The organism is Paraburkholderia sediminicola, from assembly GCF_046026855.1.
GTDB classification, from domain to species: domain Bacteria; phylum Pseudomonadota; class Gammaproteobacteria; order Burkholderiales; family Burkholderiaceae; genus Paraburkholderia; species Paraburkholderia sediminicola_A.
On record NZ_JAQQET010000017.1, the window covers coordinates 74132 to 100282 of the forward strand.

Consider the following 26151-nt stretch of genomic DNA (forward strand, 5'->3'; position numbering starts at 1 on the left):
ATTCATCATGCCTAATCTGACCAAGATCGCCGCCGGGGCATTAATAGCCGTCGCCGCGCTGCTCGGTGTTTTTGCGTGGACACTCGCGCGCCGGCCCGCGCAGGCGCCTGTCGTTGTCACGCCTGCTGCCCAGGCCACCTATCCCGTGGTGGTGACCACACGTGACCTGCCCGCGGGCAAACCGATCACGGCCGATGCATTGCGCGTGCAATCGTTGCCGATCAATCCGAACGGCGCATTCACCGATCCTTCACTTCTTGTGGGCCGCGTGCCCAACGCGGACCTCGGTGCGCAATCGCCCGTTCTCGAAGCCCAATTGTCGTCGGGGATTGCCGAGCGGATCGAACCGGGCGAGCGGGCCGTTGCCGTCCGTGTCGAAGAAGGCAATGCGGTTGGCAACCGTCTGCGGCCCGGCAACCTTGTCGATGTGTTCTTTACGCTCAAGCGTGACGGCGCCATGGGCACAGGCGAGATCGATCAGTCGCAGGCGCGGCTCCTGATGTCGAAGGTACGGGTACTGGCTTTCGGCAACGCGACGGCCGGTAATGACACGTCGGGCGATCCGAACGGCATGGTCCGCACCGCGGTACTCGCTGTGCCCGTTGCCGACGTTGACCGGCTGACTCTTGCCGAAACCTCCGGGCGCCTGGTGTTTGCGTTACGCAATCCGCGCGATCCCGAGGTGGTCGACGAGAGCGTCTTTGCGGCCGTGCCTGGCGTGCTGAAAATCACGGCACGCGCGAATGATGCCGATTCATTGAAGGATTCCACACGTGCAGCAGCGGGGGTCGCGCTCGACGCACTTTCGGGCAGTACCGGCGCGGCCGGCAAGCCGCGTCCGTCATTCGCGCCGCGCGTCGGAGCACCGGCGGTACGTACGGCGGGCAACACAAATAGCGGCATTGAAGTCATACGGGGTGGGCGCGCTGAAACGGTCGCCCAATAGATGGTTCAGGGAGCGGGCGGCCACGCGCGTCCATAAGAATATGAAAAATCGGATTGATGCATTCGGGTTGGCTGCAATGTTGTGCACCGCGTCTTTTGTCGCGTCGCCAGCGAGTGCAGCGTCGGGCAGCCCGCAGACGGTTGATATCACGGTCGGCGCCCAGCAGCCGCTGGCGCGCGGCCACACGCTGCGCCGGGTGGCCATTGGCGACCCGAGTGTGGCGGATGTGCTGATCATCAAGGGCGACAAGACGGGCGGCGTGCTGTTGATCGGCAAGTCACCTGGTACCACGAATCTGATGCTGTGGGAGCGCGGCAGCGATGCGCCAATGTCCTATACCGTCAACGTAACCACCATCGCGTCGCGCGCACTGCTCGCTCCAGACACGCCCGAGGTTCGCGTGCTGGGCGACACGGCGCTGATCACAGGCTCGACCGCGACGATGGAGAAGCATCAGCGCGCGGTCGCCGCCGCTGAGATCGAGGCAAGCCGGCGCGCGTCGCGCGGCTCCACTGGCACCGGTAGCGCTGCGGCAGGCGAAGGCGGCGCCCGAGGCAACGGTAGCAGTGGCGGGAATTCGTCGGCTGCATCGGGCGGGGCCGATGCGATCTACGATACCTCGACCGTCAACATGCGTTCGGTTGTGCAGGTCGATGTGCGCGTCGTCGAGTTCAGCCGTTCCGTACTTAAGCAGGTGGGCTTGAATATCCTCAAGCAGAACAACGGATTCACGTTCGGATCCTTCTCGCCATCGGCCCTGACGTCGGCGACGGGCGGCTCGTCGCCGAGCTTCAACTCGATTGCGCCGATTTCGTCGGCGTTCAATCTGGTTTTCAATTCGGCTACCCATGGTCTGTTTGCCGACCTGAGTTTGATGGAATCGAACAACCTCGCGCGCGTTCTGGCCGAGCCGACTCTTGTGGCGCTATCGGGGCAAAGCGCGAGCTTTCTTGCCGGTGGTGAGATTCCTGTGCCGATTCCGCAAGGTCTCGGTACCACGTCGATCGAATACAAACCTTATGGCGTTGGCCTGACCTTGACGCCGACAGTGCTGAGCCCGCAACGCATCGCGCTGAAAGTCGCGCCCGAAGCGAGTCAGCTGGACTTTTCGAATGCGGTCACGATCAGTGGCGTGTCGGTGCCCGCGATCACCACGCGTCGCGCTGACACGACAGTGGAACTGGGTGACGGAGAAAGCTTCGTGATCGGCGGACTGATCGATCGGGAGACGATCTCGAACGTAGCGAAGGTGCCGCTGCTCGGCGACCTGCCGATCATTGGCGCGTTCTTCAAGCAGATGAACTACCAGCAGAACGACAAGGAACTCGTCATCATCGTGACGCCGCATCTGGTTGCTCCGCTCGCCAAAGGTGCGAAGTTGCCCTCGACGCCGGGCGAGCAGTCCGAGCAGCGCAATGGTCCGGTGTGGCGTTCGTTTCTGGGCGGCGTGGCGGCACGCGATGCGGTGCCGGGATTTTCCAAATGAGCCGGTGCGTGCGAGCGGTGCGAGTGTCATCTCGCTCACGCCGGCAGATAGGTATGGCGGCCGGCACGTACGGGCGGCCTGCATGCAGCGGTGTGCAATATAAGGCGGCGGCTTTGCGGCCGATGCCGCAAGGGTGTGTGCAACATGAACGCGAGAACGCATTCATTGACTGAACGGGCTATCGCCGATTATTTCGTGTTCGCGTCGCTGGACGACGAGCATGTGCATTGGCTCGCCGAAACCTTGATCGGTGCCGGAGCGGTGGAAGCCGCGACGCTCGATCCGGGGATGCTCACGCAACGGATCGGCACGCTGAATCCGTCACTCGTGTACATCGATTTTTCGGGCGGCCGCGCGGCGGCGGCAAGTGCTGCCGCGAGCGCGGTGCGCACCGTTTATCCCGGGCTGCAGATCATCGCGATCGGTTCGCTCGCCGAGCCGGAAAGCGCACTCGCTGCGTTGCGGGCCGGCGTCAGGGATTTCATCGATCTGTCCGCGCCGGCTGCCGACGCGCTGCGCATTACGCGCCAGGTGATCGACAACCTCGTCGAGCCGGTGAGTCGGCATGGCCAGGTCACGGCATTGCTCGGTGCGCGGATCGGCATGGGCGTGAGCACGCTCGCCGCGAATCTTGCCGTCATGCTGCAGCGGCGTGATGTTGCGCACGGCCGGCAGGCGGCGCTGCTTGATCTCGGTTTGCCTGCCGGCGATGGCTCACTGCTGCTCAACACCCGCAGCGAATTCAATTTCGTCGATGCAGTACGCAATCTGCGCCGCTTCGATCAGACGTTCGTGCATACGGCGTTGTCGCACCATACGAGTGGCCTCGCGTTGACTGCGCTGCCGCCGAATCTTGCGGAGATGCGCGAGGTGTCGTATTCGTCGTCGATCGGCCTGCTGAACCGGCTGCGAGCGTTCTTTGACCAGCAGATTATCGATCTCGGCGGCTTTACGAACAACGAATTCATCGCGCAGGTCGTGCAGTCCGCCGATGACACGTGGCTCGTCTGCGATCAAGGTGTAGCGTCGATCGTGTCAGCGGTTGGCGTACTCGATGCGCTGCGTGAGCAGGGTGTCAATACAGACAACATCCGCCTCATCGTCAACAAGTTCGAACCCGATCTGGGGCTGGCTGCCGCGCAGATCGCACAGCGTCTGGACATTGCGCTGCTGACCACGCTGCCGGAACGGCGCGTGCCGCTTGGCCAGGCGGCCAACCAGGGGCATCTCCTCGCCGAGACGTCGGCGCGCGATCCGTATGTACGTGCACTCGAACCGCTGATTGAGCAACTGGGCGGCGCCGCACGCGTGAGCGCCCCGGCCGGCAAAGCCGCACTCGTTGCGCTCAGGCGCTTTATTCCAACCTCTAACAAGCGGTCATAGACGATGGCAAGAGACATCGAATTTGCCGACGACGCACCTTCGTTTGCACATAGTCAGCAGTTCCAGGACATCAAGAACGCCGCGCATGAACATCTGCTGACGCGTATCGAGGAGCTTGGCTCGGAGTTCGGCCGCTGGTCGCGCAACGCGATCAACCAGTTCGTCGATCTGGAAATGGACAGCTTCGTACGGCTGCGTCGGATCCCGATCAATGAAAGCGAGGTGCGGGCGATCGCCGAGGCGCTGACTAAGGAACTCGCGGGCTTCGGTCCGATCGAGGACCTGCTCAACGATCCCGCCGTCGAAGACATTCTGATCAACGGCTACAACGACGTGTATGTGTCGCGGCACGGCATCCTGACAAAGATCCAGGTGCGCTTTGCCGACAACGCGCATCTGTTGCGCATCGTGCGGCGTATTCTTGCGCCGATCGGCCGGCGTCTCGACGAATCGAACCCGATGGTCGATGCGCGGCTGCCGAACGGCGGCCGTGTGAATGTGGTGATCGAGCCGCTGTCGATCGATGGCCCGATCGTGTCGATACGCAAATTCCGCAAGGATCCGCTGCGTCCCGACGATCTGCTTGGCAACGGCACGTACAGCGCCGAAATCGGCGCGCTGCTTGAAGCGGCGGTGGCCGCGCGCTGCAACGTGCTGGTGGCGGGCGGCACGAGCTCTGGCAAGACCTCGCTTCTGAATGCGCTGGCGTTTCATATCCCGGAGCCGGAACGTGTCGTCACGATCGAAGATACGGCCGAACTGTCGCTGAATCACCCGCACGTGGTTCGGCTCGAAAGCCGACCGGGTGGCTTCGACGGGGCGGGCGTCGTGACGATCCGCGACCTGTTGCGCAATACGCTGCGGATGCGGCCGGACCGCATCATCGTCGGCGAAGTGCGCGGCGGTGAGGTGCTCGAAATGCTGCAGGCGATGAACACCGGCCATGACGGCTCGATGGGCACTGTCCACGCGAGCTCGCCGCGCGAATGCCTGTACCGGCTCGAAATGCTGGCCGGCTTCGCGGGCTTTCAGGGTACCGAATCGAGTCTGCGCCGGCAGATCGCCAACGCGATCGATTTCATCGTGCAGATCGGGCGTCTCTCGAACGGCAAGCGGCGCATTCTCTCTATCACCGAAGTAACCGGCCTGTCAGACAACATCATCGCCACGCAGGAACTGTATCGCTACGAGCCGGTGATGACCCAGAACGGCGAGGAGCGCGACCAGTGGGTGTCACTTGGCATTCATCCGCATTCGCCGAAGCTTTTGCGCTTTCGTCAGGCGTTGAGCGGCCCAGGCGATGACCGCGGATTCGGGGGCGGCTTCGGCAGCGGCGGTGGCTTCAATGTCTAACGGAGGTGTCCATGTCTAGCGTGCCGCTGATCGTTGCCGCCCTCGCGCTGCTGTGTGCGGCGGGCGCGCTGCTGGTCTTGCAGCGTGGCGCACGACGCAGCGGACAGGTCAGTGCCGAACGCTTCATCGACAGCCGCATGGCGCCGGCAACGCCAGGCGCGCCGCTGCCGGCGAACGCACAGGCGGCGCGTGTTTCGCGCTCGGCGCCGCAAGCGCCACAGGCGGGGGCGAGCCTCGGTGCGCGCTTGCACTATCTGAAAGCGCGGCTGCGTTTTGCGCTCGGCAACCTGCTGAACCGCGCGGGTCTCGCAAACGCACGCGGGTCACTTTATCTGATCGCTGCACTCGTGGTGTCCTTGCTGTGTTTTGCCGTCAGCCGGGGCGGTCTTCTGGCAGCTGGCGGCACGTTGTGCGCATGCGTGGTGTTCGTCTATTTTGTGCTGTCGATGCGTGCGCAAAAGCGCCGCCAGCAGATCGTGCGACAAGTGCCGTTGTTTCTCGACGGCATCGTGCGTCTGATCACGCTCGGCAATAGTGTGCCGGCTGCTTTTCAGGCGTCGTTGCAAACCACCGAGGCACCGTTGCGCGAATGCCTCGACCAGGTATCCCGGATGCTGCGTACCGGCGTCGAGATCGACCGCGCGCTGTCGCATGTCTCCGTGTTATACGGCGTCAACGAGCTCGAGTTGGTGGGTGCGGTGCTGCGGCTGTCCGTCAAATACGGCGGGCGCGCCGACGTGATGCTCGACCGGATGTCGTCGTTCATGCGCGATCTCGAACAGGCTGAACGTGAGTTGGTTGCGATGTCCGCAGAAACAAGACTGTCGTCGTGGGTACTGGGTCTGTTGCCGGCCGGTATCGCGGGCTTCCTGATTGTGTCGAATCCGAGCTATTTTGGGTCGATGTGGTATGACCCGACCGGCCGGCTATTGGTTTATCTGGCATTCGCGCTGCAGATGATGGGCGCCTATTTTCTGTACCGGCTTGCCCGGCTGCGGAGCTGAGCATGCATCCCGATCATCTCTTGGCCCTTGCGCTCGCGCTTGCCGCGCTCGCCGCGCTCCTGATCGGCGCGCTGTTGATCGCGCGCCTCGCGGCCGCCCGGCGCAGCGAACGCACTCTCGCACACGCGCTCGACGAACGCGCACTGCAAAGCGCGGCGCTCACGGCTACCGCAGCGGCAGCGAGCCAGACGGATGTCGCGCAGGCCGGGCAGCCTGCAGTGAGGCCGGCGCGTCCGAAAAACTCGAAAGCGCTACTCGAACACTTCGCTCACGCGGGTATTCGCTGGCTCGATACGCCGTTTGGCCACCAGATCGTTGCCGAGGAAGATCGCCGGCTGCTCGAGCAATGCGGCTTTGTCGATGCCCGCACGCGCGGACTTTTTCTGATCGCGCGACTTGGCGGTGCGCTGGTTCTTTGCCTGTTGGCCGTGCTGCTGGCAAGCGACTATGTGAAAGGCCCGCGCTACATGGGGCTCGTGATCGCCGCGCTGATTGTCGGGTTCATGTTGCCGAAGGTGTTGCTGTCGCGCCGGGCGGCGGCGCGTCGCAACGGCGTGGTCGATGAACTGCCAATGCTGGTCGATCTGCTGCGGCTGCTGCAGGGTGTCGGCCTGTCGCTCGACCAGAGTCTGCAGGTGATGGTGAGCGATTTTCGCGGCGTGCTACCGGTGCTGTCGAGTGAGCTTGAAACTGCACAGCGTCAGTTCGCGACGGGTCGCACCCGAGAGCAATCGCTAAACCGGCTGGCCTCCAGCTATAGCAACGAGGATCTGCGGGCAGTGGTGCGTTTGCTGGTCCAGGTGGACCGCCACGGCGGCGCCGTGCAGGAACCGCTCAAGCAGTTTGGTGACCGGCTGCGAGAAACGCGACGTGCGGCACTGCGCGAACGGATCGGCCGGCTCACCGTAAAAATGACGGGCGTAATGATTCTGACGCTACTGCCGGCGTTGATGATCGTGACGGCGGGTCCGGGCGTGCTGTCGGTTTTGCACTCGCTCGAATCGGCACGGCGATGAGGAGTGGAATATGAAATACCACCTGACAGCAGGTCAACGGATGCAATGTCGGCAAGGCGGACGGTGGGCGCTCGCGCTGGCTGTGATTGCGTTACTCGGTGCATGTGCGTCGAAAGAGTCGGGCTATGGGGTCGGGCCACAGGCGGAGCGTCAGGCGATGATTCAGCAGGCTAATCGCGATCCCGCGCCGGACACTCCGGGCATGTATCTCGGGCTCATCGACAAGATGCAATCGCAGGGGCTGTACTACGCTTCGCTTGCACATATCGATGCTTACGAAAAACAATATAGCGTGACGCCCGACACGATCCTGCTGCGCGCGGATGCGCTGCGGATGACCGATCAGCCGGCCGCAGCGAGCGACGCCTACGCCAAGCTGCTGCAAACGCCGCTGGCGGCACGCGGTCACTGGGGCATCGGCTTGATCGCGGGTGAGCAGGGCGATTTCGGCCGCGCCGCGCAGGAATTGCAGCAGGCCGTGCAGCTCACGCCGACCGACGCAGGCATGCTGTCGGATCTCGGGTATGCACGGTTGCGCGGCGGCGACGTGGAAGGCGCGCGGGTGCCGCTGATGAAAGCGGCGGAACTGGATCAGCAAAGCCGCAAGATCTCGAGCAACGTCATCTTGCTGATGCTGGTGGACGGCCATGCAGCGGACGCGAAAGCGGCGATGGCTCAACTTGACCTTTCGCCTGACGTGCGAACTGCGATTGGCAAGCAGGCCGAAGCGGTCGGAAAGGCGGTTCGCGAGCGGCGCATGGCGGCGACTCTCGCGCAGGCCGCGCTCGCGACGTCGACGGGAACGATCGACAATGTCCCGGCGCGTTCAGACCAGACGCGTAGTAACACGTCACTGGCGGACGGATTGCAGGGACGCCTGCTCGATCGCCCATCCGTCAGCCGGTAGCAGGTGATATTTCCATGGACACAACGATGAATGATTTTCGGATAACTGAAGATACGATACGGGGCGCGAGCGCTGGTATCGGGGCGCGCCGCTCGACAACGAGAGCACGCGGGGACAATGCCGTGAAGCTGATCTATGTCTCGCTGGTTAGCGCGATGTTGCTGGCCGGCAGCGAGATGGCATCCGCTCAGCAGCCGGATCAGCAGCCTGCTCAACAGGCCACTCAACCGCCGGTCCGGCAACTTGGCGACGCGACCAAAGAATGGTTGCAGTTGCAGACCAGCGGAGCAGAAGCGAGTGAGCCTCTGCCTATGCTCGGCGCGGAGGCGACGGCGGCTTATCGGCGCTATCTGGACTCGTTCGACAGCAAGATTCCACCTTTCTTTGCCTCATCGCTGCAATCCCAGCAAGGGAATGGCCAGGGTGGCGGAGCCAATTGACATGAGTGTCGGCAAGATCAAGCGAGGTTCGCGAAGGCGGTCGCTAGCGCGTTCGCGCGGTGTCATCAGCATTATCGGCGCGATTTTCGCGGCGGCGCTGGTGGTGGCGGCGCTGGGCGCGCTGGACGTCGGCAACGTTTTCCTCGCCCGGCGCACACTGCAGCGCACCGCCGATCTCGCCGCGATTGCTGGCGCGCAGACAATCAGCGCGCCGTCCGTCGGCGGACAAGCGGGCGTCACGCCGGGATGCTCTGCGGCGAAAGCCGCCGCGAACGCCAGCGCGGCTTCCAATGCATTTGCCACGACACCCACGGTGGTGTGCGGCCGTTGGGACCCTGCGATGACAGCGGCACCACCGTACTTTTCAAGCGCGGTGGCAGCCAACGTGCCGCAGAATGCCGTGCAGGTCACGGTGTCCAGAAGTGTGCCGACCCTATTCGTAGGTCCGGGGCGCACTATCGAGGCGACGGCGATTGCCAAGGCCACCAATATTGCGTCCTTTTCGCTTGCGACTCAGGTGGCTCAATTGCAGGGCGGGGTGGTTAATGCGCTACTGACGACGACGCTGGGGACCTCGATCAATCTACAGATAGGCGACTACAACAATATTCTGGGCGGCCAGATCAAGCTTCTTGATCTGGCGAAGCAGCTTTACGTACAGGCGGATATCAGCGCGGCTACGGTCAGCAGCTTGCTCGGTGCCAACGTGAAAGTCGCCGATCTTCTCAGCGCCGCCGCCACTGTCCTGTCCGCGAACGGTACGGTGGCCGGCGTGTCGGCCGGTACTGCGCTTGGGAAGATCACTGCGGGTCTGACCGGTCCGGCGAAGGTCGCCGTCAGCAATGTGCTGGGTGTCACGCTCGCCAATCCGGATAACGCGGCGTCGGCGTATGTCAATGCGCTCGATCTGCTGACGACCGTCGCGCTCGCGAACGGGACGTCGCAGATCGATCTGAGTGCGGCGTTTACCGCAAACGCCGGTTCGCTGTTGTCGGGCATTAGCCTGCTGAACGGGACCAAGGTCAAGCTGGTGGTCGGCACGCCACCGAAAATCATGATCGGCGAGGCCGGGGTTGACGCGAATGGTAACTGGAGAACCCAGGCTCATACGGCCGACATCGCCTTGTTCGCAGACCTGCAAGTGAGTGCGATACCGTCGTTGCTGTCGTCGATTCTCGGCTCTCCGCTGACGCTCGACTTGCCGCTGTACGTGGAGGGATTTCAGGCCACGGCGCCGTTGGTGTCGACCCAGTGTGGTTCGACGACCAATACGAGCAATATGAACGTTTCAGTTTCGCCCGGTATTGCGCACGCCATTATCAGCAATGACGTGAAGACGGTGATGACGAATGGTTCCGCGGCGGCCTATCAAGCGTATATGTCTGCTCCTACGTCTCAACAGCCAGCCAGTATCCTGACACTCTCATTGGGGTCGGTGCCGGCGCTGGCGCCGCTGCTAAATCTGCTATCGTCCTTGTCGATCTCTGTTCCGAACGTTTCCTTGTCGATTGGCAGCGCGCCGAATGGAAGTGGCGCGCCGACGCATGGGTTTTCATTGAGTGTGCAGCCACCCGGCGCGCAATCCTTGACCTTCACAGGTGCTGGGAGCCTCAATGCGTTCCTGCCGTCGAGTGGACAAGCCAACTCGAATCAACTCGGCGCGCAGGCTGGCGACTTACTGGCGCAACTGACTGCTGCTCTTTTACCGCAATCGGCAGCGTTGTATGCAACGGTGGGTACCCAGACCTATCCGCTGGCTCTTTTTAACCTGGGCAGCGTGCTCCAGTCGACGTTATCCCAGACGCTGGGCCCATTGGGATCCCTCGTGGGCGCGGCCTTGAATGCGGTGCTCACTCCGTTGCTCACTCCTGTCCTGGCGCCGCTTTCGTCCGTACTCACGGGCATCACGTCCTTGTTGTTGCAGCCACTGCTGACGGCGCTCGACACGCTGATCGTGCCGCTGCTGCAATTGCTAGGGGTACAGATCGGTGTAGCGACTGTTCATGCCATATCGTTGCAATGCGGCGAAGCCCAATTGGTTCAATAATATTCAATGAGAACATCCCCAAAAATCGATGAACTCGATATCTACGTCTGGGAGGGCAAGGCCGACATCGTCGACCGGGTCGCGCGCTGCATGGCGAGCTTCGACGTCGAAGTGATCCGCGCGGACGATATCGCGATCTCGCCTGAACGGACGGCGCAGCGGCCGTCGCTCGCTATCATCAGCGTCTCGGTGATCGACAGCGGTGCGCTGCTCATGCGCGACTGGCAGGCCGCGCACGGCATCCCCGTTGTGTGGGTCGGTGCCGCGCCGCGCGACCATGACCCGGCGACTTACCCGTCCGACTATTCGCATATCCTGCCGCTCGACTTCACCTGCGCAGAATTGCGCGGCATGGTCATGAAGCTCGTGTTGCAACTGCGCGCGCACAGCGCCAAGACGCACGAGTCGGACGCGATGATCGCCAACTCGGAGTGCATGCAGGCGCTGTTGCACGAAGTCGACACGTTTGCCGACTGCGACACGAGCGTGCTGGTGCAAGGCGAAACCGGCGTTGGCAAGGAGCGCATCGCGCAACTGCTGCACGAAAAACATACCCGTTACGGTCAGGGGCCCTTCGTCGCAGTGAACTGCGGCGCGATTCCGGACGGCCTGTTCGAATCACTGTTCTTCGGCCACGCGAAAGGCTCGTTCACGGGTGCAGTGGTCGCGCACAAGGGCTACTTCGAACAGTCGGACGGCGGCACGCTGTTCCTCGACGAAATCGGCGATCTGCCGCTCTATCAGCAGGTCAAGCTACTGCGCGTGCTCGAAGACAGCGCGGTCACCCGAATCGGTTCGGCCGCGCCGGTGAAGCTCGACTTCCGGCTGGTGGCGGCGACCAACAAGCATCTGCCGCAACTGGTCAAGGACGGCACTTTCCGCGCCGATCTTTACTACCGGCTTGCCGTGATCGAGTTGAAGATTCCGTCGCTCGAAGAGCGGGGCGCCGTCGACAAGATTGCAATTTTCAAGGCGTTCATCGCGCAGATCGTCGGCAGTGAACGTCTTTCCGCGTTGCCGGACCTGCCGTACTGGCTGGCCGACGCGGTGGCCGACACTTACTTCCCCGGCAATGTGCGCGAACTGCGCAACCTGGCCGAGCGGATTGGTGTGACGGTGCGTCAGATCGGCGCGTGGGACGCGGCGCGCCTGCAGCGGTTGCTCGCGCTTGCACGCACCAGCCAGCCGGTGCCGGCCGAGAGTGCGGCCGAGGTGCTGGTGGATCGCAGCAAATGGGACATGGCGGAGCGAAACCGTGTGTTGGCCGCGCTCGACGCAAATGGGTGGCGCCGGCAGGACACGGCTCTTTATCTAGGTATTAGCCGCAAGGTTTTGTGGGAGAAGATGCGTAAATACCAAATTTTTGACGAAGAGCCCGAAACACGCGAAAGTGAGTAATAATGAGACGGTTGTACTAAAACAAAAACTGTTCAAGCAGGATTTACATGGACCGAAAGTCGAAACTACGGCAGATTGCCCTAGCCGCATTCATCGCGATGGGGGCCGTGCAGGGCGTGTATGCGCAGGCTCTGCCGGATAGCGGATCGAGCGCTGGCGTCGTTTCCCAGCCGGGCACGACGACGGCCTTGCCGGCCAATGCAGTGGCTGGGCAGAATGGACAGGCGCAGACGAACGCGTTGACGCCGGACGAAGCCAGGCAATCTGCTGCGGGCAACGTTGCGGAATTGCAGCAGATGATCCGCGGCTCGGATCTGAGCGAATTGCGCACGACGTACAACGGCAGTTACGGTGCGAGCTTGCTGTTTTACGGCAAGGAGATGACGTACTACGTGGCGCTGTTCCAGCAGAAGAATTTCTGGCGCGTCATCAAGACGCAGGACGCCACGCGCGCGGACATGATCTATAAGGATTTTGTGCGCCAGACGCTGCAACTGTCGGACGTTGAGATTCGACGCTCGCAGCTGGAAGCGCAGAAGGCGTTCACGGAGCGCATGATCGCGTTGTCGCAGGACCGTGCAAACCGCTTGCAGGCCGACCTCGACGTTGCGCATCAGCAGCAGACCATTGTGGCGAATCAGCAGCAGCAGACCCGTGCCGAAGCAACGGCGCTGGCGCAGCAGAAGGCTGCCGCACAAGACCAGTTGCGCGCCGCGCAACGCCAGGTTCGCGAATTGCAGCGTCAACTGGAAACCGGCCTGCCGACGCACTAAACGCAACGGCTGGGAAACCGGAAGGTGGGGAGGGCGAGGCGGCTTTGAACGCACCGCCCGACCCACCAGACATACAAGCCGTAGTAGCAATACAAGTCACCTATCCCCGCAGTACGACGGTACAAAGCCCCGCAGTAAAAACCCCGCAGTAAAAAAACCATCTCCAAGGCAACTCCGTCTGCCGCACAAGCGACGCACCCAAGCCCACTGGTTTCCCTGGCAGATCGATCCGCGACGCACGTAGTGCGGAGTGGGAGCTGATGAGCCCTTTGTCACCAGCGTCGAAGGTGCGGGGGCACGGATTCCAGATGTACCACTACCGTGGCTGCGCGGGGGACCCGCTTAAGAATTAGCGGGGTGAGCCGCTTTCTTTGCTTATCTTTCTTTGCGGCGGCAAAGAAAGTAAGTGCCTGCCCCGCACAGGGGCTACGCTAATAAACCAATAAGAATTCAAGGAAAGGCCAACACCCCAGGCGAACAGCCAAAAAAACCCACCCGAGGCAAAACCCCACACCTTCAATGCCGCTTTTTCCCAGCCGAAGGCTCCCCTTCCACTGGCAAGTGCCTTGGCTCACTCATATCGACCGCGATCGGATCACTAGCAGGAAAGCTCTCCTCGAGCGCCTCATCGAGTCGACTATCGGCAGACTCAGCGGACCGCGCCGCGTCCTTCGGAATAGATACAGGTTGCTTCTGCTTGGTCATGACGTACTCCAGTTAGAAGAGAATCGACAATCCAGCATAGCGCAAAGCGGCCTCGGGCGAACGCCAGCCAAACGACCAGAGCCTTCAAGTTGTAAGCACTTCCTTCAAAAACATCAAACCCCAAAAACCAGACCGGAAACCCACGAACAAAAAAAGCAAAACTTAAAACCAATCCGCATCAAGTCGTTTTCAGTGTGTCGCTTAAAAACAAAAGCAGCCCCGATCGGCAGGCCACACGACATGCCGTGAACCGGCAATTTCCAGCTCGGGAGGGGAGCAAACAAGAGCAGCGAACAATAGGGCAGCGAACGACATGGACCGAAAAAACCCTGCGCGCGCGCAGCGCTTCAACGCCTCACACGTGGTGGAAGCCGAACTGGAACATCTGGATTGGGCGACACGGCAACCGGCGCTGCGCATGCTGGACGCCCTGTACTGGCGGCGCCGCGTGCTGGCGGTCAAAGGCGGATTCGAGCTGACGGACTTGCAGATGATGCGACTGGAAAAGATTTTGCAGCGGCTCGGCCATCCGTCGGAATAGCCGGCCGCTTCGGCAGGTGTTTATTCGTTGCCGCCGCTCGTGCCGCCGTTGCCACCATGATTGCCGCCGCCATGGTTGCCACCGTCGCCGCCACCCGTGCCGAACAGACGCCGGCGGCGTGTGACGACCACCGGACCGTCGGACGTGCTGCCGCTACGATCGGACGCAGGGCGATCCGACGATGGCGCGCCATACGATTCACGCGGTTCGCGCGGCTCACGATGGTCGCGCGGTTCACGCGAGCCGTGCGGGCCACGCGTGGTGTGCTCGCCGTGCGAAGGCCTCCCGGCGCGCGGCGCCGGACGCGTGCCGGTGTCGAGCTGGATCGTGGAGATCGCGCGCTTGTAGATGCCTTGCAGGCCGACAGGCGTGCGCAACATCACCAGATACTGATCGAACGACTCGATACACCCCGTCAGGCGAATGCCGTTGACAAGGTAGATCTCGACGCGCTTTCGTTCTTTGCGCGCAGCGTTCATGAAGTCGTTTTGCGGATGCGATTCTGCGGAAGCCATGGACAATTCAGGTTAGTAAGACGGGTGTTCGCCGCGATTCTACCCTGTGTGGGGGCGGAACGCGTTGGCGGCCGAACTGCGTCCACTATAACGGCTTGCGCGCACATAAGCATCTGATAACTATTGGCTGTAACGTTGAGTTACGAATCTGGGGACGAATAGCGCGTTCTTCGGCCACGTTCTGGCGTTCCCAGCGTGGATGGCGGAAAAATATCGCTCATGGCAGTGCCGTGTGCGGAATAAATCGCAATCCGCTCACGTTAAGTCAGGCATGGCAGCGCTGCATGTCGCACGTGGCCGATCGGGGGCCCGGCTCGCACGCACCGGCCTGGCACCCATCAGGAGACTCACCATGAACGTATCCCGCATTCTTTCCGCCGCCTTCGTGCTGCTGGCGCTCGCGCTAGGCTCGCTTGCAACGAGCGCCTGCACCTCCGCGACCGACAGCAGCGCCTCAGGCGCCAGCGGTGGCACGAGCAGCGGCGGCGGCTACTGAGCGTTGTCGCGCCGGGTGAATTTCGAAGCGGAAGTGATTTCGTGGCTCCCGCAGTTGCGCCGCTATGCGCGCGCACTGACGGGCGACCGCGCCTGGGCCGACGACCTCGTGCAGGACACGGCGGAGCGCGCGCTCGCTCGCTGGGCGGCGTTTCGTCCGAACAGCAACCTGCGCGCATGGCTTCTGACGATCCTGCGGCATCTTTACATCGATCAGTTGCGCGGCCGCCGTGAAATTGCCGTCGACGATGAAAGCGCGCCGTGGCGCAATCTCGAGGCGCCGCACGGCGAGGTCGACGGTCTGGTGTTGCGCGATCTGCAGCGCGCGCTGTATTGCCTGCCGGTCGAGCAACGGGAAGTGCTGCTGCTCGTTTGCGTGGAGGAACTGTCTTATCAGGAAGCGTCGAAGGCGCTCGGTGTGCCGATCGGCACGGTGATGTCGCGGCTGTCGCGCGCGCGGGAACATATGCGCGTGCTGATGACGGAGGGGCCGGTTGAAGGGGGCGCTGTGGGGTTGGCGCGTAAAGTCCCGCCGCTGAAAGTAGTGAGAAATCCGTGATGAATAACGACCACGATTCCAGTTTGCCTGAGGGACTCGATCTGCGAGCGCTGTCGGCGTTTGTCGACGGCGAGTTGCCGCCGATGGAGCGCGCCGCGATTGCGGCGCAACTGGCGCAGCAGCCGCAGGCTGCCGCAAGAGTGGCTGCGTGGCGCGCACAGAAAGCGGCGCTGCAGGCGCTGTGCGGTGCGCCACAGCGCAATGAGCACAACGAACATCAGGAACACAACGAGCGCAGCGGAAGCATCGGTCGGAGCGGCGCCGGCGAGCCGGCCTTCATCGTAGTGCGGCGGCCTACGCCGTGGTGGCAACGCGTTGGCCTCGCAGCGTGCTGGCTTGCAGCCGGCGCGGGTCTCGCGCTCGCCCTGGGGCCGCTCGCACCGCGTCTGACGGGCGGCGCGTGGAACGGTCTGGGCGGCCAGCCGCCGAGTTTTGCCGAGCGCGCCGATATCGCCTATGCGGTGTACACGCCCGAGCGGCGTCATCCCGTGGAAGTCGCCGCGAGCGAAGAAGAGCATCTGATCAACTGGCTGTCCAGGCGCCTGAACCGGCCGCTATCGGTGCCGTCGTTGCAGGAGTACGGTTACTCGCTGGTGGGTGGGCGTTTGTTGCCCGGCGAAGCGGGACCGGCCGCGCAGTTCATGTATGAAAATACCAGCGGTGCACGGCTCACGCTGTACATCACGGGTATTTCTCGCGACGAAACCGCGTTCCGCCTGTTCCGCGACGGAAACCGCCGGACCTTCTACTGGGTCAACGACCGTATGGGCTACGCGTTGTCCGGGCCGATTGCGGAAGGCAAGCTGCGCAGCATCGCTATCGAGGTATGCAGTGCGCTCGGCGGCAAGCCGGAAAGCTGGCAGTAGCGCTGAAAGCACGGCAAGCATCTGGACATGCCCGGCGCCGGCCGCGAACTGCCTGCAACACGTGGTAACAGAAAAGCGTTGTGGCCCACGCGCGGCGTCGGAATAGCGTCACGCGACGCTTCGTTTACTTGCTGCAGGATCATGCCGAACCGCTTTGCATGTGCGCGGACGGCACGGTCTCGTGCGAGGCAAACCGACGGGGTCTTTACGGTGTCGACACGTTTTTTGCGAGTCGCAACGCCGGCGCGTCGAGGCAGCGAAATCATGGTTACTTTTCATCAATCCGGCACCGGGTTGTGTTCCGGCGTAGTGTGTCTGTGTGTGTGCGCCGTTTGCGCGGCGCCGGCCGAGGCGCAATCGGACGCGAACGCGCCGTCGAGCGACGCTTCGACGTGCCGTCTTGTCGTGGGTCAGGCGGAAATCGACGGTGTCATGCAGCAAATCAGCGGCCGCGCGTGCCTGCAGCCGGACGGTAGCTGGCAGATCGTCGAAGACGATGCCGCCGCGCAGGCTTTAGGGCCGGCCCCGGTGTATTACTACGATCCATGGTACTGGGGGCCGCCGGTGGTATTCGGTGCCGGCGTGTCGTTCATTTTCGTCGACCGCTTCCATCATTTTCATCACATGGACCACGTGCGTTATGGACACGGATCGTATGGAAACTGGCACGGCGGCGGGTCGATGCACATGTGGAGCGGCATGTCGCACGGCGGTGGTGGCGGTGGAATGCGCCGCTAGCGCGCCATCGCCTACGCGTGCGGCCGCAGAGGAGAAACCTTGACGCGCAGCTTGCCGCCGAAAGTTTCCGCCGTCGAGTTCGATCGCGCGCTCGCCGGTTGGCGCGCGATTGTCGGTGAGCCGCAGGTGGTGACTTCGGCCGCCGGGCTCGCCGCTTACCTCGATCCGTTCGCGCCCGGCGAGCGCGAAGCGTTTTCTGCATCCGCAGCGCTGCTGCCCGCATCCGTCGACGAGATTCGCGCGGTGTTGCGGATTGCCAATCAATTTCGTATTCCGTTGTGGACGGTTTCGACCGGACGCAACTTCGCGTACGGTGGTGCTGCGCCGCGGCTGACGGGTTCGGTGGTGCTCGATCTGCAGCGGATGAACCGCATTATCGAAGTGAACGAAACGCTCGCCTACGCGCTGGTCGAACCGGGCGTCAGCTACTTCGATCTCTACGCGCATTTGCGCGACAAAGGCTACAGGCTCTGGGTCGATCCGCCGGCGGCGGGTTGGGGCAGCGTGGTCGGCAATACGCTCGAGCGCGGCTTTGGCTATACCGCGTACGGTGATCACGCGGCTGCGCAGTGCGGCATGGAAGTGGTGCTTGCCAACGGCGACGTGTTGCGCACCGGGATGGGCGGAATCGAAATCGGCACTGCATGGCAACTGTATCAACCGGGCTATGGACCTTCCTTCGATGCGATGTTCATGCAGTCGAACTACGGCATTGTCACCAAGCTCGGTGTCTGGCTGATGCCCGCGCCGCCCGCGTACCTGCTCGGTGAAATCCAGTTTCGGCATGAGGAGGATCTCGAAGCGATCGTCGATATCTTGCGGCCGTTGCGGCTCGATGAAACGATCCGCAATAACGCGGTGATCGAAGGTGGTTTGCGCCGGGCTGCGGGACTGTCGGCACGTCAGCAGTGGTACGAAGGCAAAGGCGCAATGCCCGAGAACGCGGTGGCGGCGATGCTCGAGAAACTGAACGTCGGCCGCTGGAATCTGCATTTCGCACTGTACGGTACGCGTGAACTGATCGACGCCCGCTATGCGATCGTGCAGCGCGCTTTCTCCCGCGTGCCGCACGCAAAACTCTCGGCGGCTCGTTATACGGGCGACGCGCAACCCGCCGCGGGCGGCGATCGTAACCTGGCCGGTATCCCGGCGATGAGCGCGTTCCGCATGCTCGACTGGCGCGGCGGCGCGGGCGCACATGTGGACTTCGCGCCGGTGTGCCCGGCGACCGGGCGCGACGCGCTGCGTCAATACACGATGGTCAAGACGCGCGCCGCGGAATACGGCTTCGATTACTACGGCGGTTTTACTGCGGGCGTGCGTCATTTGCATCACATCTTCGCGGCGATCTTTGACCGCGACGACGCAAATCAGGTTGAGCAGGCCGGTGCTTTACTGCGGTCGCTGATGAGCGATGCGCGCGCGGCGGGCTACGGCGAATATCGCGCGCATCTTGCGTATATGGATTTCGCTGCCGCGCAGTACAGTTTTAACGACGGCGCGTTGCTGCGACTCTCGGAAACGATCAAGGACGCACTCGACCCGAACGGTATTCTCGCGCCGGGTAAGCAGGGGATCTGGCCGGCAACGTGGCGCGACCGGCGGGGTTATACGTGATGCGCGTAGGTGAAGGCGTGACGTGCATGACGTGAGTGACGCGAATGACGTACACCCAGTAATGACGTGGTGAAGCAATGGACCGACGTGCTTTCATGATGGCCGGCGCATGGTTTTCGACCGCGGCAGGTGGCGCATGGCCGTGGCTCGCCCACGCAGCCGCTCGCGGCGACACGCTCGCCGTGATCGATTCCACGCTCGCGTGCGGCCCTGCATTCGCCGACTATGTCGCACACATGAAGCTGCCCGCCTTCGAAACCGGCGACGACATCGGCGTGCTCTGGTACAGCACACTTGCGCTGCGTCTCAGGCACACGCCTGCGCAGACACCCGCGTCGCTGATCGGCCTCACACGCGTCTCCGATTACTTCGTGCTCAAGGAACTTGCCACCCGCGTGGGCCACATGGCCGAGCACAGCTACGAGCAGGGCGCGGGGCCCGTCGCGCACGTTGCATTCGCGCTGACGCCGCGCCTTGCCCGCTAGAACTTATAAGCCTTGTTCTTCGGATCGAAGGTCGAGTCGTCGAAGGTTTTCGGCGTGATACTTTCGAAGACGATCTTCTCGAAGATTTTGCCGTCGTTGTTATATGACTCGACCGTGCGGAAATACGGATGCCGTAGATCCAGCCCGAGCGTTTCTTTCTTCGCATAGAACTTGGGCTGGCCGTCCGGCGTTTCGAAGGTGAAGGCCACCACGCGCACGCCGTCGATGGTTTTCACTTCCACCTGGGTCGAGCGCGGCAAGCCGGCCTCGATGTATTTCTTGCCTTCGGCGAGATACTGATTGGCAATGTACTCGGTGCCAAGATCGCGCACCTGGTGGTTCGACTGTGCACGGGCGAGAGCGCCGTTCAGCGAGGTCCACAGCGGCATGACATTCATGATGCCGCCGAGGTGGCCATACATTTCGTCGGTGCGTTTGGACTCGTCGTAAATGATTTCCTGACCGGCGTGCGCGCCGTCGGGCAGCCACTTCGCGTAGATCCGCAATGGATCGTGGGCGATGCGCACCAGCATGTGATCGGGCTTATCGGGCCACTGCCCATGAATGCGTTCCGAGCGCGACATGGTGAACTCGTATGACGGGTAACCGTTCGGCCCTTCCTTGATGTAACGCGGCAACGCAAGCGGATCGAGCGACTGAAATACGGCGACCAGTTGGGCGTCGTCGAGTTTTTCCATTGCGCCGCTTTGCTGCTCGGCGCGCAGCCATTTGACCTGCTGATCGAGCGTGAGCTTGCCGACCTGCGAGACCGGCGTGGTGGGCGCCTTGACGTCACTGGCAGTGTCGAGCGCGGGCGGCGTGTCGTCGTTCTGCGCGAACGCTGGTGGTGTTGCCATCGCAACGGCGCCGGCCACCAGCGCGCCAATGAGAAGTCCCCGTGACGAAACCGCACGCAATGAAGCTGTCAGGGACGCGCTCAACCTCGCGGCCTCCGATGAACAACGGATGAGGCGCATGAAGGCCGGCGAGCGGTTCGAGCCACCTAATGGGCTCGATCGGCACAAGCGGCGTGAGCGTGCGGACAGGCTGTGCTTCATGAATCTCTCCGAAAAGATGTTGCAAGGCATGGCATCGAGCGCCTTGCCTCCTGTCAGGCAGGTTTTTGCTTGGCGAGTTCCTCGTCGCGCAGCGCGCGTCGCAGAATCTTGCCGACGTTGGTTTGCGGCAACTCGTCGCGGAATTCGACGAGCTTCGGCACCTTGTAGCCCGTAAGGTTCTTGCGGCAGTGGGCGATCACCTGTTCCGCGGTGAGCGAAGGGTTGCGCTTGACGATGAACACCTTCACACGTTCGCCTTGCGCGGCGTCGGGCACACCGATTGCGGCGACTTCGCGTACGTCCGGAAGCGCTGCGATCACGTCTTCGACTTCGTTCGGATAGACGTTGAAGCCCGACACCAGGATCATGTCTTTCTTCCGGTCGATCAGACGGATAAAACCGCGCGAATCCATCACGCCGATGTCGCCGGTGGCGAGCCAGCCGTCGTCGTCGATCACCTTGGCGGTTTCTTCCGGGCGATTCCAGTAGCCTTTCATCACCTGTGGGCCTTTCACACACAGCTCACCGGCTTCGCCGATGTTCGTCCACGTACCGTCGTCCTTCTTGAAGCGTACTTGCGTTGACGGTGCGGGCAAACCGATCGAGCCTTCGAAGTCGCGCAGATTGGTCAGGTCCACCGGATTCATCGACACGATCGGCGAACACTCTGTCAGCCCATAGCCTTCGATGATCGGTTTGCCGGTGACCGCCTTGAAGCGATCGGCGACCGACTTCTGCGTGGCCATGCCGCCCGCCATCGCGAGCTTCAGGTTCGAGAAGTCGCGCTTGCAGAACTCTTCGTTGTCGAGAAACGCGTTGTAGAGCGTGTTGACCGCCGTCATGCCGGTGAATTTCTCGTGACGGATGATCATCATTACGCGTTTCATGTCGCGCGGATTGGCGATCAGAATGTTGCGCCCGCCGAGTCCCATGAAGATCAGCGCGTTCACGGTGAGCGAATAGATGTGATAGAGCGGCAGCGGCGTGAGCACCGTTTCGATGTCGCCGCTCAGTTGCCCCTCGGACCACGCCTTGGCTTGCAACAGGTTGGCGATGATGTTCTTGTGCGTGAGCATCGCGCCTTTGGCCACGCCGGTGGTGCCGCCGGTGTATTGCAGGAAAGCGATGTCGGCGTGAGTGGGGCGCGCCGGCGTCAACGGCCGCGTGTAACCGATCGAAAGCGCTTCGAGCAGCGGCACCGCTTTCGGCAGGTTGTATGCCGGCACCATCTTCTTGACATGGCGCAGCATGAAATTGAGCAGACGCCCCTTCAGATTCAGACCGTCGGCGAGCAGATCGCCGAGACCCGTCACGATCACGTTCTGCACCTTGGTGCCGGGCAGCGCGTCCTCGACCGTCTTCGCGAAGTTCTCGAACACGATGATGGTTTGCGCGCCGCTGTCCTTCAACTGATGCGCGAGTTCGCGTACCGTGTAGAGCGGATTGACGTTGACCACCACACCGCCCGCCTTGAGTACGCCGAACAGCGACACCGGATACTGAAACGTATTCGGCAGCATGATCGCGACGCGCTCGCCGGGCTTCACGCCGATGCTTTGCAGATACGCCGCGAATGCGGTCGCCTTGCGGCCGAGCTCGCCATACGTCATGTTCGCGCCGACGCTCACATATGCGACACGCTCACGAAACTGCGCGATGCATTCGTCGAAGAACTGCACGAGCGATTCGTACTGGTTGACGTCGATTTCATGCGGCACGTCTGCCGGATACGACGCGTACCAGATGCCGTCGGTGTTGGGCGCGTGATTCGCCGCCTGGCTGGACACCTGATCTGCTGCATTCGTCAGGGGTGCGGATCCGGCGGCGGGCGAGAGCGGGGCTTGCGTGGGCTGGGTCATCGGTCGTCTCCTGAAGCAGTGGCTTCATCTGTTTGTGTGCTGGTCTTGCAGCCAGTCATGAACGAATCAAAGCGGCAATCAAAGCGGTCATTACAGCAACTTTCGAAGCAAGGCATCCATTGAATGCACGCGCTGAGCCAGCCGCGGCGCTCAACGTTCCAGAATCGCCACTACGCCCTGGCCGCCCGCCGCGCAGATCGAAATCAGCCCGCGTGCGGTGCCGGCCGGTTTGTCGAGTTGCGCGAGCATTTTCGCGAGTCCGGCGACAATGCGGCCACCCGTGGCGGCAAACGGATGGCCGGTGGCGAGCGAGCTGCCGTTCACATTCAATTTTGCCCGATCGATCGCGCCGAGCGGCCCGGCCAAACCGAGCTGCGTGCGGCAATACTCGTCATCCTGCCACGCCGTTAGCGTGCACAACACCTGCGCGGCGAAGGCTTCGTGAATCTCGTACAGATCGAAGTCCTGCAACGTGAGCCCGGCGCGCGCCAGCATGCGCGGCACGGCATAAGCGGGGGCCATCAGCAGGCCTTCTTTCTTGTCGAAAAAGTCGACCGCGGCGGTTTCGGACCAGCTTAGATAGGCCAGCACCGGCAGGCCATGTTTGGCCGCCCATTCTTCGCTTGCGAGCAATACGGCGGACGCGCCGTCGGTCAGCGGCGTCGAATTGCCGGCTGTCAGTGTGCCTGCGTCGCGATCGAATACCGGCTTCAGACCGGCGAGTTTTTCCAGTGTCAGGTCGGCGCGCAGGTTGTTGTCGCGCGCGAGGCCACGGTACGGTGTCATCAGATCGTTGACGAAGCCGCGTGCATACGCCTCGGTGAGCTTGCGGTGACTGTCGTAAGCGAGCACATCCTGCGCTTCGCGCGAGATGTTCCAGCGCTTGGCCATCAGCTCGCAATGTTCACCCATCGAAAGCCCGGTACGCGGCTCGCCGTTGCGCGGCAAAAGCGGTTTGAAAAACATGCCCGGTCGCAGTTTGGTCAGCGCACCGACACGTTGGCCGGTGCTCTTGCCGCGATTCGCTTCGAGCAGGATCTTGCGCATGCGCTCGTTGACACCGATCGGTGCGTCGGAGGTCGTATCCACGCCGCCCGCGATGCCCACTTCGATCTGCCCGAGGGCGATCTTGTTGGCGACCAGAATGGCCGCTTCCAGCCCGGTACCGCAGGCCTGTTGCACATCATAGGCGGGCGTTTCCTTGGCGAGCGTGGTAGATAGCACGGATTCGCGCGTCAGGTTGAAATCGCGCGAATGCTTGATGACGGCGCCGGCGGCCACTTCGCCCAGGCGTTCGCCGTGCAGGTTGTAGCGGTCGATCAGGCCTTGCAGCGTGAACGTCAGCATGTCCTGATTCGACGCGGTCGCGTAGGCGGTGTTCGAGCGGGCAAACGGAATCCGGTTGCCGCCGATGATAGCGACGCGGCGCACGGCGGGCAGCGGGTTGGACATGCTCGGCTCCTCTGGGTCGTTCCCTGGTTATTGAACGGTGCGAATGGTGAGTAAGGCTTCTTTGCAATGGTGTTTCTGTTGGATCAACAACGATTCTCAGGCAGCTTCAATTCCATGCGATGACGAAAACATAGGCGTGTCTGCGGGGCCTCATAGCAGCTTCCATTGCATTCGGCCGCGCAAATGCGGTTTTTCTCCAGCAATGTCGCGTACTTCGATGTCGCGCTCGATCAGCGAGGGCGACGCGCTCCACAGTGTTGCTTCGCCCGGCAGCAGCATCGGCAATTTGAATTCAGCACTCAACGTCGCCTCGGCGAGCGGTTTCGGCGGTTGCAGCGCGGCGGCGGCGCGCGCCAGCGTCCACATGCCATGCGCAATGGCACGCGGAAAGCCGAATGCTTTCGCGGATAACGCGGTCAGGTGAATCGGGTTGTAGTCGCCGGAGACTTTCGCGTAGTCGCGGCCCAGTTGCGGCGGCAGTTGCCAGCGCGAGATGCGTTCCAACGCGTCGTGCCCGAGTTCCAGCGGATCGAGCGGATCGCCGCTCGCCGGCACGCCGCGTTTCAGATAGACGCTGTCGCCGTCCCACACCGCTTCGCCGCGGCGGTACATGCGGGTATGCAGCACGAACGCCTGGCCTTTGTCGTGACGCAGCAGCGCACCGAATTCAACCTCGACGCGCAACATGTCCTTGTAAGCGAGCGGGCGGCGCAACCGCACATGGTTCGCCAGATGCACGAGGCCGAGTGCCGGCCAGGGAAACGCCGGGTCGGTCAGCATCAGCAGATGCAGCGGGAAGGCAAGCAGATGCGGATACGTGAGCGGCACGCCGTGCTCGGGGATAAAGCCGCAAACCCGCGAATAACGCCAGATCGGGCCGGGGTCGAGGACCACGGCAGGGCGCACGAGGCGCAATGCCGGCAAGTGCGTGTCGCGCCCACGTTTGACGATGCCGGACAACGCGCGGGCGTACAGCTTTGCCGGCGCGGGCAACTGCTCGATGACGACGGTCCTGGGACGGCCCGCGCTCGCTGCGTGAGCACTCCTGAACGGATCACCCGGCTCACGCATGCTCACGCTCCAATCAGGCTTTGTCCGCACACGCGCACGATCTGGCCGCTCACGCCCGCCGATCCCGGATGCGCGAGCCACGCGATGGTCTGCGCGACATCCACCGGCTGGCCCCCCTGGCTCATCGAATTCATACGGCGGCCGGCCTCGCGGATGGTCAACGGAATCTTCGCGGTCATTTGCGTTTCGATAAAACCCGGCGCGACCGCGTTGATCGTGATGCCACGTGCGCGCAGATGCGGCGCCATGCTTTGCACCCGGCCGATCACACCGGCTTTTGATGTGGCGTAGTTGGTCTGGCCCAGGTTGCCCGCGATGCCGCTGATCGACGACACGCCGATGATGCGGCCGCCGTCGCGCAGAATGCCGGCCGCGAGCAACGCGTCGTCGATACGTTCCTGCGCGGACAGGTTGATATCGATCACGCTTTGCCACGCGGCATCGGTCATCTTCGCGATGGTTTTGTCCTTGGTGATGCCCGCGTTGTGCACGACGATATCCACGCCTTGCTCGTCGAGCGCCGCGGCGATCTGCGCGGACGCTTCGGGCGCGGCGATGTCGAAGGCGAGGGCGGTGCCGTTCAACTGGCGCATCGTCGAATCGAGCGCGTCGCGCGCCGACGGAATGTCGATGCCGATTACGTGCGCGCCTTCCGCGGCGAGTACGCTCGCAATCGATGCGCCGATGCCGCGCGCGGCGCCGGTAACCACGGCACGCCGGCCCGCGAGCGGCTGATTCCAGTCGAACGCGGATAAGGCATCGGCGCCGGCGCGCACGCCGATGCGCACCACCTGACCTGAGACATAGGCGGAACGCGCCGATAGAAAGAATCGCAACGTCGCTTCGATGCCGTTCTCGGCGCCGTGCTCCACGTAGACGAGATTGGCGGTAATGCCGCGCCGCGCTTCCTTGCCGAGCGAACGCGTGAGGCCTTCGAGCGCGCGCTGCGCGGTCCATTGGCGCGGACTCGCGCAGGCTTCCGGCGGCCGCCCCAGCACAATGATGCGGCCGCACTTGCCGAGCGAGCGCAACGTGTCGTGGAAGAATCCGTGCAGCGGTTCGAGCTGGCTGCTGTCTTCGATACCGCTCGCATCGAACAGCAGGGCAGTGAGCTTGCCGTGCGAACCGGACTCCGCCGCCTCGAAACGGCCGGTCATCAGACCATGGCGATTCGCGAGCGGTACCCATAGGCCCGCGCTTTCATGCGCAACACTGGTTACGCCGATGCTCGTGACGAGATTCGCGAGCGCCTCGAGCAGATGCGGTTCGCGGCCCGCACCGATCGCCACGAGTCCGTCGAACTCGGGCCGGTCCGCACGATAGCGGTGCAGCACCTCGGGCTTCGGCAAGCCCAGCGAGCGCGCAAGGCGCGCGCCGAACGGCGAGTTGACGAAGTTCAGATAAGAGTCGTTCATATTGTTCGTTGCTCCGCTGGCC

25 protein-coding genes are annotated in these 26151 nt (G+C 62.8%); 18 read left to right on the plus strand and 7 right to left on the minus strand.

Annotated elements, in window-relative coordinates:
* Positions 1 to 7 precede the first annotated feature (7 nt).
* The 11 genes from cpaB (at position 8) to PQR40_RS20025 (ending at position 12753) form a co-directional block, all read left to right on the plus strand.
* Positions 8 to 946: a Flp pilus assembly protein CpaB gene (gene cpaB, locus PQR40_RS19975; protein ID WP_408509718.1), complete on the plus strand. Its 939-nt coding sequence runs from the start codon at positions 8 to 10 to the stop codon at positions 944 to 946.
* A 40-nt stretch (positions 947 to 986) separates the two neighbouring features.
* Positions 987 to 2432, plus strand: coding sequence for a type II and III secretion system protein family protein (locus tag PQR40_RS19980; RefSeq protein ID WP_408509719.1), 1446 nt, complete (start codon positions 987 to 989; stop codon positions 2430 to 2432).
* A gap of 144 nt (positions 2433 to 2576) precedes the next feature.
* On the plus strand, positions 2577 to 3815 hold the full coding sequence (locus tag PQR40_RS19985) for a fimbrial protein (protein WP_408509720.1): 1239 nt from the start codon (positions 2577 to 2579) through the stop codon (positions 3813 to 3815).
* Positions 3816 to 3818: 3 nt separating this feature from the next.
* Entirely contained in the window at positions 3819 to 5168 is a 1350-nt protein-coding gene (locus PQR40_RS19990; protein WP_408509721.1) for a TadA family conjugal transfer-associated ATPase, read from the plus strand.
* Positions 5169 to 5179: 11 nt separating this feature from the next.
* Positions 5180 to 6172, plus strand: coding sequence for a type II secretion system F family protein (locus PQR40_RS19995; protein WP_408509722.1), 993 nt, complete (start codon positions 5180 to 5182; stop codon positions 6170 to 6172).
* A gap of 2 nt (positions 6173 to 6174) precedes the next feature.
* The gene (locus PQR40_RS20000; protein ID WP_408509723.1) at positions 6175 to 7188 is read left to right on the plus strand and encodes a type II secretion system F family protein; all 1014 of its coding nucleotides are present in this window, start codon (positions 6175 to 6177) and stop codon (positions 7186 to 7188) included.
* 10 nt (positions 7189 to 7198) lie between these two features.
* Positions 7199 to 8095, plus strand: coding sequence for a tetratricopeptide repeat protein (locus PQR40_RS20005; protein WP_408509724.1), 897 nt, complete (start codon positions 7199 to 7201; stop codon positions 8093 to 8095).
* A 122-nt stretch (positions 8096 to 8217) separates the two neighbouring features.
* Positions 8218 to 8535, plus strand: a complete 318-nt coding sequence (locus PQR40_RS20010) for a DUF3613 domain-containing protein (protein ID WP_408509725.1) — start codon at positions 8218 to 8220, stop codon at positions 8533 to 8535.
* A gap of 1 nt (position 8536) precedes the next feature.
* Positions 8537 to 10582: a TadG family pilus assembly protein gene (locus tag PQR40_RS20015; protein ID WP_408509726.1), complete on the plus strand. Its 2046-nt coding sequence runs from the start codon at positions 8537 to 8539 to the stop codon at positions 10580 to 10582.
* 6 nt (positions 10583 to 10588) lie between these two features.
* Positions 10589 to 11980 (plus strand): sigma 54-interacting transcriptional regulator, encoded by a 1392-nt coding sequence (locus PQR40_RS20020; protein WP_408509727.1) that lies wholly within the window; start codon positions 10589 to 10591, stop codon positions 11978 to 11980.
* A 47-nt stretch (positions 11981 to 12027) separates the two neighbouring features.
* The gene (locus PQR40_RS20025) at positions 12028 to 12753 is read left to right on the plus strand and encodes a DUF2968 domain-containing protein (protein ID WP_408235269.1); all 726 of its coding nucleotides are present in this window, start codon (positions 12028 to 12030) and stop codon (positions 12751 to 12753) included.
* Between the two features lie 516 nt (positions 12754 to 13269).
* On the opposite strand, the gene PQR40_RS20030 is transcribed toward PQR40_RS20025, so the two are convergent.
* Entirely contained in the window at positions 13270 to 13458 is a 189-nt protein-coding gene (locus PQR40_RS20030) for a hypothetical protein (protein WP_408235271.1), read from the minus strand.
* A gap of 313 nt (positions 13459 to 13771) precedes the next feature.
* Between PQR40_RS20030 and PQR40_RS20035 the strand changes: the two genes are divergently transcribed.
* The gene (locus PQR40_RS20035) at positions 13772 to 13999 is read left to right on the plus strand and encodes a hypothetical protein (RefSeq protein ID WP_408235274.1); all 228 of its coding nucleotides are present in this window, start codon (positions 13772 to 13774) and stop codon (positions 13997 to 13999) included.
* Between the two features lie 20 nt (positions 14000 to 14019).
* On the opposite strand, the gene hfq is transcribed toward PQR40_RS20035, so the two are convergent.
* A complete protein-coding gene (hfq, locus tag PQR40_RS20040; RefSeq protein ID WP_408235277.1) occupies positions 14020 to 14514 on the minus strand; it encodes an RNA chaperone Hfq in 495 nt (164 codons plus the stop codon).
* 352 nt (positions 14515 to 14866) lie between these two features.
* Here hfq and PQR40_RS20045 point away from each other — a divergent pair, with 352 nt between their 5' ends.
* From PQR40_RS20045 to PQR40_RS20070, 6 genes are all read left to right on the plus strand, one after another.
* Positions 14867 to 15010 carry a hypothetical protein gene (locus tag PQR40_RS20045; RefSeq protein WP_408339711.1) on the plus strand — a complete coding sequence of 48 codons (144 nt, stop codon included), beginning with the start codon at positions 14867 to 14869 and terminating at the stop codon, positions 15008 to 15010.
* Positions 15011 to 15025: 15 nt separating this feature from the next.
* Positions 15026 to 15568: an RNA polymerase sigma factor gene (locus PQR40_RS20050; protein ID WP_325043298.1), complete on the plus strand. Its 543-nt coding sequence runs from the start codon at positions 15026 to 15028 to the stop codon at positions 15566 to 15568.
* Positions 15568 to 16434: an anti-sigma factor gene (locus PQR40_RS20055; RefSeq protein ID WP_408235283.1), complete on the plus strand. Its 867-nt coding sequence runs from the start codon at positions 15568 to 15570 to the stop codon at positions 16432 to 16434. Before PQR40_RS20050 ends, PQR40_RS20055 begins: the two co-directional genes overlap by 1 nt.
* A gap of 264 nt (positions 16435 to 16698) precedes the next feature.
* On the plus strand, positions 16699 to 17172 hold the full coding sequence (locus PQR40_RS20060) for a hypothetical protein (RefSeq protein ID WP_408235286.1): 474 nt from the start codon (positions 16699 to 16701) through the stop codon (positions 17170 to 17172).
* A 39-nt stretch (positions 17173 to 17211) separates the two neighbouring features.
* Complete coding sequence (locus PQR40_RS20065) at positions 17212 to 18789, plus strand: FAD-binding oxidoreductase (protein WP_408235289.1); 1578 nt, start codon at positions 17212 to 17214, stop codon at positions 18787 to 18789.
* A 77-nt stretch (positions 18790 to 18866) separates the two neighbouring features.
* Complete coding sequence (locus PQR40_RS20070; protein ID WP_408235292.1) at positions 18867 to 19274, plus strand: hypothetical protein; 408 nt, start codon at positions 18867 to 18869, stop codon at positions 19272 to 19274.
* Here PQR40_RS20070 and PQR40_RS20075 read toward each other — a convergent pair.
* The 5 genes from PQR40_RS20075 to PQR40_RS20095 form a co-directional block, all read right to left on the minus strand.
* A complete protein-coding gene (locus tag PQR40_RS20075; protein WP_408235295.1) occupies positions 19271 to 20131 on the minus strand; it encodes a DUF1571 domain-containing protein in 861 nt (286 codons plus the stop codon). The two genes, PQR40_RS20070 and PQR40_RS20075, sit on opposite strands and share 4 nt — an antisense overlap.
* Before the next feature lie 254 nt (positions 20132 to 20385).
* Positions 20386 to 22191, minus strand: coding sequence for an AMP-binding protein (locus PQR40_RS20080; RefSeq protein WP_408235298.1), 1806 nt, complete (start codon positions 22189 to 22191; stop codon positions 20386 to 20388).
* A gap of 150 nt (positions 22192 to 22341) precedes the next feature.
* Positions 22342 to 23643 (minus strand): acetyl-CoA C-acetyltransferase, encoded by a 1302-nt coding sequence (locus PQR40_RS20085; RefSeq protein WP_408235301.1) that lies wholly within the window; start codon positions 23641 to 23643, stop codon positions 22342 to 22344.
* A 150-nt stretch (positions 23644 to 23793) separates the two neighbouring features.
* On the minus strand, positions 23794 to 24714 hold the full coding sequence (locus PQR40_RS20090; protein ID WP_408235304.1) for a MaoC family dehydratase: 921 nt from the start codon (positions 24712 to 24714) through the stop codon (positions 23794 to 23796).
* Positions 24715 to 24716: 2 nt separating this feature from the next.
* Positions 24717 to 26129 carry a 3-oxoacyl-ACP reductase gene (locus PQR40_RS20095; protein ID WP_408235307.1) on the minus strand — a complete coding sequence of 471 codons (1413 nt, stop codon included), beginning with the start codon at positions 26127 to 26129 and terminating at the stop codon, positions 24717 to 24719.
* Positions 26130 to 26151: the final 22 nt, after the last annotated feature.

Coding starts and splice junctions, on each gene's coding strand:
- cpaB (WP_408509718.1), top strand. CDS start 8: ATGCCTAATCTGACCAAGATCGCCGCCGGGGCATTAATAGCCGTCGCC.
- PQR40_RS19980 (WP_408509719.1), top strand. CDS start 987: ATGAAAAATCGGATTGATGCATTCGGGTTGGCTGCAATGTTGTGCACC.
- PQR40_RS19985 (WP_408509720.1), top strand. CDS start 2,577: ATGAACGCGAGAACGCATTCATTGACTGAACGGGCTATCGCCGATTAT.
- PQR40_RS19990 (WP_408509721.1), top strand. CDS start 3,819: ATGGCAAGAGACATCGAATTTGCCGACGACGCACCTTCGTTTGCACAT.
- PQR40_RS19995 (WP_408509722.1), top strand. CDS start 5,180: ATGTCTAGCGTGCCGCTGATCGTTGCCGCCCTCGCGCTGCTGTGTGCG.
- PQR40_RS20000 (WP_408509723.1), top strand. CDS start 6,175: ATGCATCCCGATCATCTCTTGGCCCTTGCGCTCGCGCTTGCCGCGCTC.
- PQR40_RS20005 (WP_408509724.1), top strand. CDS start 7,199: ATGAAATACCACCTGACAGCAGGTCAACGGATGCAATGTCGGCAAGGC.
- PQR40_RS20015 (WP_408509726.1), top strand. CDS start 8,537: ATGAGTGTCGGCAAGATCAAGCGAGGTTCGCGAAGGCGGTCGCTAGCG.
- PQR40_RS20020 (WP_408509727.1), top strand. CDS start 10,589: ATGAGAACATCCCCAAAAATCGATGAACTCGATATCTACGTCTGGGAG.
- PQR40_RS20025 (WP_408235269.1), top strand. CDS start 12,028: ATGGACCGAAAGTCGAAACTACGGCAGATTGCCCTAGCCGCATTCATC.
- PQR40_RS20030 (WP_408235271.1), bottom strand. CDS start 13,458: ATGACCAAGCAGAAGCAACCTGTATCTATTCCGAAGGACGCGGCGCGG.
- PQR40_RS20035 (WP_408235274.1), top strand. CDS start 13,772: ATGGACCGAAAAAACCCTGCGCGCGCGCAGCGCTTCAACGCCTCACAC.
- hfq (WP_408235277.1), bottom strand. CDS start 14,514: ATGGCTTCCGCAGAATCGCATCCGCAAAACGACTTCATGAACGCTGCG.
- PQR40_RS20045 (WP_408339711.1), top strand. CDS start 14,867: ATGAACGTATCCCGCATTCTTTCCGCCGCCTTCGTGCTGCTGGCGCTC.
- PQR40_RS20055 (WP_408235283.1), top strand. CDS start 15,568: ATGAATAACGACCACGATTCCAGTTTGCCTGAGGGACTCGATCTGCGA.
- PQR40_RS20060 (WP_408235286.1), top strand. CDS start 16,699: ATGGTTACTTTTCATCAATCCGGCACCGGGTTGTGTTCCGGCGTAGTG.
- PQR40_RS20070 (WP_408235292.1), top strand. CDS start 18,867: ATGGACCGACGTGCTTTCATGATGGCCGGCGCATGGTTTTCGACCGCG.
- PQR40_RS20075 (WP_408235295.1), bottom strand. CDS start 20,131: ATGGCAACACCACCAGCGTTCGCGCAGAACGACGACACGCCGCCCGCG.
- PQR40_RS20080 (WP_408235298.1), bottom strand. CDS start 22,191: ATGACCCAGCCCACGCAAGCCCCGCTCTCGCCCGCCGCCGGATCCGCA.
- PQR40_RS20085 (WP_408235301.1), bottom strand. CDS start 23,643: ATGTCCAACCCGCTGCCCGCCGTGCGCCGCGTCGCTATCATCGGCGGC.
- PQR40_RS20090 (WP_408235304.1), bottom strand. CDS start 24,714: ATGCGTGAGCCGGGTGATCCGTTCAGGAGTGCTCACGCAGCGAGCGCG.
- PQR40_RS20095 (WP_408235307.1), bottom strand. CDS start 26,129: ATGAACGACTCTTATCTGAACTTCGTCAACTCGCCGTTCGGCGCGCGC.